Origin of the sequence: Chryseobacterium ginsengisoli, assembly GCF_039542325.1 — a bacterium.
Classification (GTDB): Bacteria; Bacteroidota; Bacteroidia; order Flavobacteriales; family Weeksellaceae; genus Chryseobacterium; species Chryseobacterium ginsengisoli.
Map to the genome: position 1 here is coordinate 454,006 of NZ_BAABHX010000001.1, position 12,448 is coordinate 466,453.

Annotated in this window: 13 protein-coding genes; 2 read left to right on the plus strand and 11 right to left on the minus strand. The window is 35.1% G+C overall.

The window, feature by feature from the left end; translation table 11 throughout:
• Positions 1-6: 6 nt before the first annotated feature.
• The 11 genes from ABD940_RS02115 to ABD940_RS02165 form a co-directional block, all read right to left on the minus strand.
• Positions 7-297 carry a PAAR domain-containing protein gene (locus ABD940_RS02115; RefSeq protein ID WP_345200009.1) on the minus strand — a complete coding sequence of 97 codons (291 nt, stop codon included), beginning with the start codon at positions 295-297 and terminating at the stop codon, positions 7-9.
• 5 nt (positions 298-302) lie between these two features.
• Positions 303-2,048 carry a type VI secretion system tip protein VgrG gene (vgrG, locus tag ABD940_RS02120; protein WP_345200010.1) on the minus strand — a complete coding sequence of 582 codons (1,746 nt, stop codon included), beginning with the start codon at positions 2,046-2,048 and terminating at the stop codon, positions 303-305.
• A 1-nt stretch (position 2,049) separates the two neighbouring features.
• Positions 2,050-2,811: a CIS tube protein gene (locus ABD940_RS02125; protein WP_345200011.1), complete on the minus strand. Its 762-nt coding sequence runs from the start codon at positions 2,809-2,811 to the stop codon at positions 2,050-2,052.
• The gene (locus ABD940_RS02130) at positions 2,811-2,969 is read right to left on the minus strand and encodes a DUF5908 family protein (protein ID WP_345200013.1); all 159 of its coding nucleotides are present in this window, start codon (positions 2,967-2,969) and stop codon (positions 2,811-2,813) included. Before ABD940_RS02130 ends, ABD940_RS02125 begins: the two co-directional genes overlap by 1 nt.
• 199 nt (positions 2,970-3,168) lie before the next feature.
• Positions 3,169-3,636, minus strand: coding sequence for a phage tail protein (locus ABD940_RS02135; RefSeq protein ID WP_345200014.1), 468 nt, complete (start codon positions 3,634-3,636; stop codon positions 3,169-3,171).
• Positions 3,637-3,638: 2 nt separating this feature from the next.
• Positions 3,639-4,070: a phage tail protein gene (locus ABD940_RS02140; protein ID WP_345200016.1), complete on the minus strand. Its 432-nt coding sequence runs from the start codon at positions 4,068-4,070 to the stop codon at positions 3,639-3,641.
• 39 nt (positions 4,071-4,109) lie between these two features.
• On the minus strand, positions 4,110-5,429 hold the full coding sequence (locus ABD940_RS02145) for a phage tail sheath family protein (protein WP_345200017.1): 1,320 nt from the start codon (positions 5,427-5,429) through the stop codon (positions 4,110-4,112).
• Positions 5,430-5,453: 24 nt separating this feature from the next.
• On the minus strand, positions 5,454-5,885 hold the full coding sequence (locus ABD940_RS02150) for a phage tail protein (RefSeq protein WP_345200016.1): 432 nt from the start codon (positions 5,883-5,885) through the stop codon (positions 5,454-5,456).
• 39 nt (positions 5,886-5,924) lie between these two features.
• Positions 5,925-7,727, minus strand: coding sequence for a phage tail sheath family protein (locus tag ABD940_RS02155; protein ID WP_345200018.1), 1,803 nt, complete (start codon positions 7,725-7,727; stop codon positions 5,925-5,927).
• Positions 7,728-7,797: 70 nt separating this feature from the next.
• A complete protein-coding gene (locus ABD940_RS02160; protein ID WP_345200019.1) occupies positions 7,798-9,192 on the minus strand; it encodes a phage tail sheath family protein in 1,395 nt (464 codons plus the stop codon).
• 16 nt (positions 9,193-9,208) lie between these two features.
• Positions 9,209-9,820 carry a Pvc16 family protein gene (locus ABD940_RS02165; protein ID WP_345200020.1) on the minus strand — a complete coding sequence of 204 codons (612 nt, stop codon included), beginning with the start codon at positions 9,818-9,820 and terminating at the stop codon, positions 9,209-9,211.
• Between the two features lie 569 nt (positions 9,821-10,389).
• Here ABD940_RS02165 and ABD940_RS02170 point away from each other — a divergent pair.
• Together ABD940_RS02170 and ABD940_RS02175 are read left to right on the plus strand one after the other, a co-directional pair.
• A complete protein-coding gene (locus tag ABD940_RS02170) occupies positions 10,390-10,710 on the plus strand; it encodes a hypothetical protein (RefSeq protein ID WP_345200021.1) in 321 nt (106 codons plus the stop codon).
• A gap of 44 nt (positions 10,711-10,754) precedes the next feature.
• Positions 10,755-12,224 (plus strand): contractile injection system tape measure protein, encoded by a 1,470-nt coding sequence (locus ABD940_RS02175; protein WP_345200022.1) that lies wholly within the window; start codon positions 10,755-10,757, stop codon positions 12,222-12,224.
• The last annotated feature ends 224 nt before the right edge of the window (positions 12,225-12,448 follow it).

Sequence of the window (12,448 nt, forward strand, 5' to 3'; positions counted from 1 at the left end):
TAGATATTATCCGCCTATTAAAACAGTAGTTTCACCTGCGGTTATTATACCTCCATGAGCTGTAGAATCTCCCATTCTCGCAGCGGGTTTTCCGCCTATCATAACACTGGAAGATCCTGCCGCAATGGTATCCAGCGGACCCGTACATACTGCTTTGTCCCCTACTCTCGCCGCAGGCTTTCCTCCGATCAATACAGTGGGTTCTCCTGCCGGAATGATGGGACCCCCTACGTGTGGAACATTTCCTGTTACCATAGGACAGGTATGCATGTCTGTAATTCTTGCTGCCGGTTTCATGATTATTAATTAATTTTTACTTGAGATCCTTTTACTACTGTTACTGCTCCTGATTTAAGTTCTGAACCCGAACTGCCTTCTGCTTTGAATTGTGCAGATGCTTTTAAATTGATATTTGTACCTTCAATTTTCACGTCGCCTTTTGCCTTGATCTTGATGTCTTTCCCGCTTTCCATACTAATACCATCTTTATTAAGAGTAAAAATATTGGAATGTTCATCTTCTATTTTAATGATGTCTGCGTCTTCATCCAAAATCACTTTTTTGCCTTTTGGTGTCTCAAGCGTATATGAAATTTTTTCATCATTAAAAATCATCTTCATTTTGCTTCGCGTTACGAATCCTTTTTCATTATTATCATCAGAAGCTGTAATCGGAGCAGGCTTTGTACTGCTGTTTAACATTCCCAGTACAACTGCATCATTAGGATCATCGTTAATAAATCCCATGATAACTTCATCTCCGATCTCCGGTCTGAAAAATGATCCTCTGTTTTCACCTGCATCAAGCGTGGCTACTCTTGCCCAAATTCCTTCTTCTTCATTATTAATGATTGGAATTTGTACTAAAATTCTGTCTTCGCCATCCGGATCTGATTCTAGTTGTGATACGACACCGACATGAAGTCCGCTTATTGATGGAATAATTCCTGAACCCGGCATTTCGCTTACATCATAAGTTTCTGAAAACCATGTTGGAGAAAGCCCAAACTGAGCGTCAACCAGCCAGTTTCCATCAGCTATTTCGTGACGAACACCTGTTACATATATTTTTCCATTAAATCGGTTTCCTACTCCTTGCAGTGTTAGCGAAACACCTGGTTTCACAGATGGAATTCCCTGGAATTTCACCCTACCTCTTGTTTTTGCCAATTGCTGGAAAGTTGCTTTAGCATCGCCCCAATCCTGTAATTCACTTTGGGTAAGATTCCCGCCGTGTTTAAGCTGAATATCCTCAATTCCAAAAACTTTTGCCAAATCACCGGAAGAAAGGTTTCCATTAAGGTTAATTGCCGGATCCTTAGCTTCAACTTCTGTCAATTCCTGATCGGTATAGCTCCATGTCTTGGCAGTGATTTTTTTGAATTGATCTCTGGCGTCAATTTCTCCGTCAAATTCATGTACAGACGATCCGTAAACAACGGTTTCCACTTCTTTTCCACTAAAGTCAGGCTTAGCTACTTTGATAGTTCCGTTTTCAACAAAACAAAGTTTACCGTTTGCCTGTGCTCTGGTCAACATAAAATCCCAATCCGAAGCCTGATACTGAACCAATTCTTTATGTGAATTTGAAGTTGCTTCAACATCGGCAGTTGCACCGCTATTGCCTATTAATTCTTCAATAATATCGCTGTCTTTACTGTCGTAGAAATACTTGCTTTTTCTTCCTAAAGTCATTTTTACTGCCTTATCTCTACATTCTATGATGAGGTAAGAAGAACCGCTTCTAACTTTAATATTGTGTTTTACAACGACTCCTTTAAAAATAGTTTCTTCTTCGGAATGATATCCTGCTGTAATTTCAATTTCTTTTCCTGGAATCAACAGCTCTTCATTACTTAACTTGAAGTCTTGCTCCGGTGCACTTCCGTCTAAAATAACAATGCGGGCATAAGGAATTCTGTTGACTTCTTTTTCCACCACAATGCTTTTTACTCCGTATTTTCCCGGCAGCTCTGTACCTCCGGACATAACTTTAAAAGTTATTAAATCTGGGGTTTTTGCTGTTTGTATATATCCGCTATTATTCATATTATGATGTTTTTTCTATAGGTGGAAAATACAGTTCAGTTCCTGGCTTTAATTGTCTAAAACTGATAAGGTTGTTTACTTTAGCTACTTCCAGATAATATTTAGAATCTCCATAAATTCTTTCGGTCATTATTGGCAATGTGTCTCCATCTTGTACTGTTCTTTTGTGTGTAAGATCCGGGGAATTTGTATTATTTATAGTTTTCATCAGCTCAGGGCTAATAGATTCACTAAATGTTGCTTTAGCTACCACTCTTAAAGGTTTCCCTTCACTATCAAATAACTTATATTCCATCGTCAAATCAGTAAGTATACCTTTAAATTCGTAGGCAGAATTAGAGCTCGCACCTGAAGCTAAACTTGAACCCCACCGAAGTATTACATTTCCAGGTTTATGTATAGTACCTATAAATTTTCCTGTTGCCCCATAAAAATCTGTAATTTGCTTTGTTACAGCGTTTTCTTCTGTGGTACTACTTACTTTTTTTAGCTTTTTTAGCTTATTTATAAGTGTATTACCAGGATTACTCTCGGTCACGCCTGTATCATCAAATAAAAATTCTATTTGCAAACTGGGAGCAAGTGACTTTTCATATTTTGCATTCGTATTCGATGTACCTGTAGCTTGATCTGTATTTTGAAATGTTTTATATGCTATTGAAAAACTTGTAGGATTAATAGTTGCTACAAAAGCATTAGACCTAATCAAAGCAGTAGGTGAAAAACTATTATCTTTATACGTATCTATCATTAATTTTGCCATTATCTTTCTTTTTTACGTTTTTCAATATTTGCCATTTGCTCTACACTATCGTTAATTGCCCGCATGATTTTTCCTTCATCAACTGATGAAGCATTCGCAATTGATGCTTTTTCGTCCACATTTATTTTAATGTGAAGCTCTTTTATTTCTATTGGCATTTCGTTTGTTTTTAATTATTATTCATACGTAAAAAACTTAAAACCAATTATTTAACGTATTCATTTTAAAAAATCTAAGCACATAAAGAGTGTGTTCAATCTTGTTATAGACCAATCTTTTATTTTTTTATTTGAAAAATTTTGCTGAATGTTATCCGAAAACTAACACACTTTCAAGTGCTCAGATTTGATTTAGAAATTACAAGCCTAAGCTTGCTAACGATGAGGGTATTGTGAAATATCTGTATTTCAGTTCTATTGTTTCAATAGCAAGTTTGCTTTCTTCTGCGTTGAATTCTGAAACTTCCCATTTTACAGGGTATGCCCCAACTACATTCCAGACCATTAAAGGTGCCGTAGATTGTAACCCTCCTGAAAGAGTAACGATCAGGTCTCTGGGTTCGAACTCGAAGTTTTCCATTGCATTTCTGCACCAGCTTATCAATCCTGAACTTACGATTAATCCACGTTTAAGAACTAAATTAGGATACTTTGGCCTCAAAGGAAGTTGATGAGTAAATCTGTTTTCACCTCCTTCGGCATATTCTTCAGTTGCAATTTCTGTTGATAAACCAGATATAGACTGAAATCTGGAGTCAATACCCTCTGTTGTTGAAATCCCATTAACAATAAAAGAGAAACTGGTTGGAGGATATAAAAGTGCCATGATTAGTTATTTTCAATAGTTAATCCCTCGTGTGCAAGTTCTAAAGTTTCAATAGCAACCTCATTACCTTCAGCTTTCAGATCTGTTGACTGCATCTTAAGTGGAAATGCATTTTTCACTTTCCATGTTACTGCAGGCTCTCCGTTCTCGTCCAAAAGAGAAATTGTAATCGATCTTCTTTCAACCGTATTCAATTGAATCGACTGGAACCATTCGAAAAACTCGTTATCAGCTTTGAAAGTTCCTCTCTTTAAAGTGATGTTATTGAAAACTCTTAATCCCGGCATCTTGATTTTGCTGAAATCCGGACTTGCTCCATGTCTATATTCAATTAAACCAGCTTCAATGTTTAAACCCGATACTTCCTGGAAACCTACCTTTGTTCCGCCCCAATCTACTTCAAAGGCAAACTTTACTAATGGATATGTACTCATAATTATTTTATATTTTTTGTTATTTTAGTTTAATTTATATTATGCTTCCTGTAATTTGTGTGAAAAACGCAATACAATAAATTCAGCAGGACGCACTGCAGCCATACCAATCTCGATGATCATTCTTCCTTCAAGAATATCCTGAGCAGACATTGTTTTATTCAAACCAACACTTACATAGTAAGCTTCTTCAGGCTTGCTTCCGGCTAATGCACCGTCTTGCCATTGTTGGTTAAGGAAATTTTCGATCATAGTCTGTACACGAATCCATGTATTGGCTGTATTGGCTTCAAATACGAAACGTTCCGTAGCTTTTTTCACTGATTCTTCCACCATGTTGAAGAAACGACGTACAGAGATATATCTCCATTCATTGCTGTTTCCGTCCAATGTTCTTGCTCCCCAAACCAATGTACCTTTTCCTGTAAAACTTCTGATCGCGTTGATGGATCTACCTGTTGCATTTACATTATATTCCATTTGCTCTTCATGAGAGATTTTTACCGTAGGAGCAACAACATAACTAAGTCCAACGTTAGCCGGTGCTTTAAATACTCCGGAAGTACTGTCTACTTTAGCATAAACTCCCGCCATTGCTGATGATGGAGCTAAAACTACAGGTGTAGATTCAATTGCTTTTTTAACTTTGTTGTACAATTCTGAATTTGAAATTTTCAAAGCAGCTAAATCAACACCATGCACTGTTGAAGCATCGTAATTGTAACTTAACACTGTTTCTAATCTTGGATAGTAAACTGCGCCATACTTTAAACGCTCACCGCTTGGTCCTACAGAAGGACCTGTTGTGTCTTTAAATTCATCAACATTTCCAACAACATCCATGATGACAAATCTATCTTTCATTAGTTCCGCCTGATCTAATGCTTTTTCGTATAATCTGTAAGCTCCGTTACCTAAAGCCTCAGCATCAGGAAAAACAATAAGAGTTGGCTCATCTTCTCTTTCCAAAGTATTTAGACCATCTTCTAAATCATCCGGATCAACAGAGGATGGATAACCTTTTACCAAATCTCCTACAGAAACAATATAACATGGTCCTCCTCCGTTAGCAAAATACATTTGCATAGCATAATACATTTTGAAATTATTTGGAGCAACCACAGCGCTAGCAGAATAACCTGTATCGGAATCTCCTGATACGCTAACTGTAAAAGATTCAGCTTTTGCTTTTCCAAAAATTGCTTCATATTCCAACATAGAAGAGATTCTTGTTGGTTCATTTTTTGGCCCATCCGCTGTATATCCGATAAAAGCAGGAATAGCCGTTTCTACTTGTGCTACTGATGGTGGAAATTTTGCAATTTCTTCTACGTAGACTCCTGGTGTTTTGTAACTCATTTGTTAAATTTTTTTAGTTAATAATTAGTTATTTTCAATAGTTAATCCCTCGTGTGCAAGTTCTAAAGTTTCAATAGCAACCTCATTACCTTCAGCTTTCAGATCTGTTGACTGCATCTTAAGTGGAAATGCATTTTTCACTTTCCATGTTACTGCAGGCTCTCCGTTCTCGTCCAAAAGAGAAATTGTAATCGATCTTCTTTCAACCGTATTCAATTGAATCGACTGGAACCATTCGAAAAACTCGTTATCAGCTTTGAAAGTTCCTCTCTTTAAAGTGATGTTATTGAAAACTCTTAATCCCGGCATCTTGATTTTGCTGAAATCCGGACTTGCTCCATGTCTATATTCAATTAAACCAGCTTCAATGTTTAAACCCGATACTTCCTGGAAACCTACCTTTGTTCCGCCCCAATCTACTTCAAAGGCAAACTTTACTAATGGATATGTACTCATAATTATTTTATATTTTTTGTTATTTTAGTTTAATTTATATTATGCTTCCTGTAATTTGTGTGAAAAACGCAATACAATAAATTCAGCAGGACGCACTGCAGCCATACCAATCTCGATGATCATTCTTCCTTCAAGAATATCCTGAGCAGACATTGTTTTATTCAAACCAACACTTACATAGTAAGCTTCTTCAGGCTTGCTTCCGGCTAATGCACCGTCTTGCCATTGTTGGTTAAGGAAATTTTCGATCATAGTCTGTACACGAATCCATGTATTGGCTGTATTGGCTTCAAATACGAAACGTTCCGTAGCTTTTTTCACTGATTCTTCCACCATGTTGAAGAAACGACGTACAGAGATATATCTCCATTCATTGCTGTTTCCGTCCAATGTTCTTGCTCCCCAAACCAATGTACCTTTTCCTGTAAAACTTCTGATCGCGTTGATGGATTTTCCTGTTTCAGGGTTTACATTAAGTGCATCCTGCTCTTTATTGGAAATTTTTATCGTAGGAGCAACAACATAGCTAAGTCCAACGTTAGCTGGTGCTTTAAATACTCCGGAAGTGCTGTCTACTTTAGCGTAAACTCCTGCCATTGCTGATGATGGAGCCAAAACTACAGGTGTAGATTCAATTGCTTTTTTAGCCTGATTGTATAGTTCTGAATTTTTTAATTTCAGCCCTGCTAAATTTGTTACACCAGAAACGCCCGTAACAGAAACTCCAGCATCATTAAAACTATAACTCAAAACTGTTTTTAGGTTTGGATAATAAGCTGCACCATATTTTAATCCTGTAGCTGTTATATTATCCCTAAAAGTAGCAGTACCTCCCAAAACATCCATAACAACAAACCTGTCTTTCATAAGTTCTGCTTGATCTAAAGCCTGATCATACAAAGAGTAGGTATTCTTAATAGCAGCAACAACCAAAGGATCATTAGAAGAAGCATCAATATCTTTAGCATCTTCAAGTGCAACATCAGCAGTTCCAGTAATATTTACAGCCGTAGTAAGATCATTATTAAAATCTTGAGCAACAGAGTGAGCTGCTGTCTTAACACCAGTAAGAACAACACCAGCAAGTTTACTAGCAACTACAGCATCTGCAACAGCTTTAGCGGCAGCTCTCGCAGCAACTTCAGCGGCAGCTTCAATTTCCTCATTAAAAGTAACTTCAGCATCTCCAGCAGCATCCTCCGCGGCAGCAAGAGCGTCTGTAACAGCTTCTGTAACAGTAGCTGCAGCCTGAGCAACAGTTTGGGCAGCATTAACATCTGCAGCCCCATTAACAGCATCTGCAACAACCTGAGCCGCAACTTTAGATGCTGTAGCTAAAATTTCATTATTTTTTGCAGTAGCTAAAATAGCTTTAGCGGTAGCAACATCAGCGGCACTAGCAACTAAACCTTGAAGATCCGGGAAAACGATAAGAGTAGGTTCGTCTTCTTTTTTTAATAATTCAAGACCTTTTAATAAAGTTTTATCCGATGTAGTAGATTCTACAAGTACAGAATCGGTGTAATTTCCTACTGAAACAATATAACAAAGACCTCCACCATTAGCAAAATACATTTGCATAGCATAATACATTTTAAAGTCACTGACCTTAAGTTGTGTTGCTGTTGCAACGCCATCTTTGAAAGCTACAGCAAAAGTTTCTTCGTTTGCTTTTCCAAAAAGAGCTTCATATTCCAACATTGATGAGATTTTTGTTGGTTTGTGTTGCTGTCCGAATGCTGTATATCCTACGAAAGCAGGAATAGCTGTTTCAACTTGCGCTACGGAAGGCGGAAATGTTGCCTGTTCCTCCACATAGACTCCAGGGGTTTTGTAATTCATTTTTTAAAAATTTAAAAATTAATATTAATTATTGATCGAAGTAAACTTCGAATTGTGATTGTTTATTTTTTTATGATTGTTGTAATTTGTGAGAGAAATTCAATACAATAAATTCTGCAGGACGTACTAATGCTACTTCTATTGTCACATTCATAGTACTGGTATCTTCTGTTCCTCCAACTGTCACTTTATAAGCTTCTTTTGGAGAATTACCCATTAATGCACCATCTACCCATTGTTGATTAAGAAAGTTTTCTATCGTTGTCTTTGCATGCAACCAAGTATATAATATATTGGGTTCGTCGATAAAATTTTCTTCAAGCACTATGGCTATCGATTGTTTAAGCATATTATAATAACGACGTACATGTACATACTTCCATTCGTTATCTTTATTCTCTTCTTTTTTATCTTTCCCTTCGAGTGTTCGTGCTCCCCAAACCAATGTACCTTTTCCTGTAAAAGATCTAATAGCATTGATTGATTTTCCTGTTTCATGAATATTCAAGCCAGACTGTTCTTCATCAGAAAGTTTTTCTGTCGGTGCAATTACATAATTAAGACCTACATTTGCCGGAGCTTTCCACACTCCTTTTGTAGTGTCTACTTTTGCATATATACCTGCGATTGCTGATGACGGAGGTAAAATAACGTTTAATGATCTTATAGCTTCTTTTATCTGGTTATATAATAAAGAATCTGATAACTGTAAATCCTCTAATTTTTTACCATCTGCATCTCCAACTTGCCCTTCTTCCAAACCGTCATGAGTAATAAAAGTTTTTTCATTAAAAGTATAATTTAAAATGGTTTTTAGGTGAGGAAAATAGACTGCTGCATAACTGCCGTTCAAATTGGTGAGGCTTATTTTATTTCTGAAATAATCAATTGTATTAAATCCGCCCGATAATGTTGTAGAATTTCCGTAATATGTATCCAAAATAACAAATCTATTCTTTGCATTTTGATCTTGTCCAATTGCTTTCGTGTAAATACTATAAAAATCATCCTGATTGGCTAATGATACAGCATCAGGAAAAACAATAAGAGTTGGCTTTTTTGTATCGGCTATATCATCAAGCTTGCTTATTCCGCTTTCCAAGAAGGATTTCTCCACTCCTGCTGAAGTATAAGTTCCTACAGAAACAATATAGCATGAGCCGCCACCGTTAGCAAAGTACATCTGAAGCGAATAGTACATTAAAAACTTTACTGAGGGCGCTACAGCAGTTATTCCTTTTTCAGTATCTTTCAAATGAATATTCTCTTCTTTTGCTTTTCCAAAAAGTTGTTCATATTCTAAAAGAGAGCTGATTTTCGGTGGTTTGTTTTTGTTAAAAGACGAATCAGGTTTTATCTCTGTATATCCAATAAATGCCGGTATAGATGATTCTACCAATGCAATTGAATATGGAAGTTTTGCATTTTCTTTAACAGAAACTCCCGGTGTTGTTGGATTTGGCATGTTTTAAAAATTTAAATTAAAGTGTTATTCCGTCTTTTTGTTTGTCAACTGTAATACTTTGAATATTAACGTCATCAATCAATACAATATCAGTAGGAACTTTATTGGCCGTAATTTTTACTACACTGATCTTATATAAAACAGAAGGCATTACTTTTCCGCCCAATAGTCCCCAAACGTAGCTTAATTGTTCAAAAGGAATTGAATGCAATTCGATTCTAAAACTGAAATCGAAATCTCCATCTTCCGGATTAATGCTCGAAGCCTCGTAATTCAATACATTATTAGCCTGAAGCACCTCAATTACTTTTGAAATATTTGACAAAGCATTCTCATAGGAATCCCTGTTAGCAGAGATCATTACATATAAATTTACGTAAGTTCTTGGGCTTTCCATTTTCACTTCATATTTAGGCGGTATTGTGCTTATCTGAGCTTTATTATACCTTGAAGCATTTTTCAAAGTAGATTCTTCCTGAACATTTAGTAAAGTAATGACTACCTTATCACCAAGATTAGAAGCACCATCATCATGTTTTGCTATATCATCTACAACAACAATATCGTGTAACTCTGTTAGCGGAACATTTAGCTGATCTTTTAATACTTTTAATACTTTATTAATCATAATTTTTGTTCTTTATTATTATGGTGCAAACATACAATCATACCTACTCAAAAGACAAATATTTTGGAGACTCAAACCTGTCTTTGCAGTAAATGGAATTTTTATTTTTTCAAGAAAAACAAGAAAAACAAAAATTTAAATCAATGATAATAAAACACTTAAATAAGAATTTGAAAATAAAAATTTAAGCCAAAAAAATCTCTTCATGAAATTGTGCTCAAATTCGAATTCGTTCATGAACTAAATTTTATTATTAAAAATCATTTTATTTCGACATACAATTGGTGGCTAGTTGTGTAAAAAAATTTTAGTGATTTTGATTATTTCCTTAAATCAATAATCGTTGAAAATCTATTTAGCTGATTTGAAATATTGACCTTAAAAAGTATTATATATTCAATTGATTAAAACATCATTTTTTGCACAAAGCAATTTCCAGAATTATAAGCCTGCATTATTGAGAAACGATTCTATCTTTTACTGCAAAGACTGAATATAGCTGCCTAATAATTAGCAAATTGACATCTCTTCTTCTAATTTTGACCCCATAATTTTAAACCTTTAATCACATGAATATTAAGAAGATTTTTGGCCAGAGCAATGAAATTATTGGTGGTCATTTCAATGAATTACGCTCAAAAATGGGCTTAGCTAATCAAAACGAAGAAGTTGTTTTCTCCCTAAGAGAAGAAATCTGTAACGCATGCCCTTTAAAAAATGGCAACAACTGTGATACACAAAAATGGATCGATCCTCAGACACTGGAAGTTTCAAAATCTCCTAAAAATGGCTTTATCAGAGGTTGCGGATGCAGACTGAGTGCAAAACAAAGATCAAAGCAAAGCCTTTGCCCTGCAGGCTTTTGGGGAGGAGAATTCGATCAAAAATAAAATAATCTTATAACTACTCATTCTATTATTAAAATCTATTTAAGGTGAAGCAAAATCATATAATTCAGAAAGTTTTTGTTGAAATTACAATCAACAACAAAGAAAAGGCATACAATATAAAAGATGATATCAACAGCTTTTTGTCTATTGATGTTTTTCCGGAAATAGAAAAGTACATCAATGCTTTAGAATATAAATTGACTGATCAAACCCTGCAAATTCCCCGATTAGAATTGAATCTTGACGTAAAAAACAGCTCATTAAATACTGAATTAAAAGATAAAATTGCTCAGCTTTTTAAGGAAGAATTAACAGAAATTACTAAACCTGTTGGAATTTCCAGTCCAAAAACAGAAAGTGAGTCAAAAGCATATTTAGTTGACAATCAGGAAAAAATGATCCAAACTTTTATCTATTTTTTAGAAAAAGGATATATGCCATGGTGGAACTCGGACAACAAAGGCATTACTTTTTTGGAATCAGCAATATTTGACACCCTGATTTCCACTAATAACTTCTCCAAAAGTATTATCCCTGTTTTATCAAAACAAAATGTTAAAGACCGGATTATCAGTCAGCTTTCAAATGAGCAAATTGTACAATTATGCTTATCGGTTTTAAAAGATAAAGAATTAAATATCAATCTGGAGATTGATATCATACATCAAATATCAAAACTATCACATCCCGACAGACTCATCGTATGGCGCTTGGTTTTAAACGTAATATCACAATATTTAACCAAATCAAATAACAATCTGCAGGAATATCTTTTACAGGAACTATTAAAAATCGAATCATTTTCAGCCGGTTTATTAGAATTAAAAAAACAACGTCAGAACTGGAAAACCATTGTGAAGATATTTCCTTTTATTAAAGAAGATGAAATGCTTGAAAGCATTAAAAACAATGCAACAGATAACCCTGAAAAAGTAAAAATTTCAGTGGAGAAAGCACATCAAAAAAATGCAATATCCTCCGAAATTTTAACTCAGAAAAGTGAAGATTCAAGCCAAAATGACGGGCAATATATTCAAAATGCAGGACTTATTTTGATCCATCCGTTCATCAAAACTTTTTTTGAGCATTGCGATCTTTTGGATCCAAAAACACAGAAACTTATTGATCCTGAATTATGTGCACATTTATTACATTACATAGCTACCGGAAAAACACATGCACCCGAATATGATATGGTTTTTGAAAAATTCTTATGCAATATCCCAATGAATCAAACCATTAACAGACATATTAAACTTTCGCGCAAGCATAAAGCACAGGCAAAAAATGTAATAGAAAGCGTTCAGCACAACTGGAGTTCAATGAGAAAATCATCGGTAGAATTATTACAGAATGAATTTTTCCAACGTTCAGGCAAATTAGTTGTCACAGATTATGACCATACTCTTACAGTAGAACGAAAAACACAAGATATTTTACTTGAAAAGCTTGCCTGGGGAATTGGTCTTGTCAAATTTCCATGGAAAGAGAAATTCATCTTTGTAAACTGGTAGTTATTATTAATTAAAAGAATGAATTTTAAACCTGAAAACTAAGAATACAAAAGTACAAAAGCCGGAAGTGAGTCAGTAATTCGATTTCCCTCAGAACACTGAATGCCACTTCTGGTTATTTAAATTCTTAAAAAATTTCCGATACATGATCTGTTTATCAGATCCGACAGCTATTATAAAAGCATAGCATTATTGATTGTGCTTTTAAGTCTTTTTAAATAATA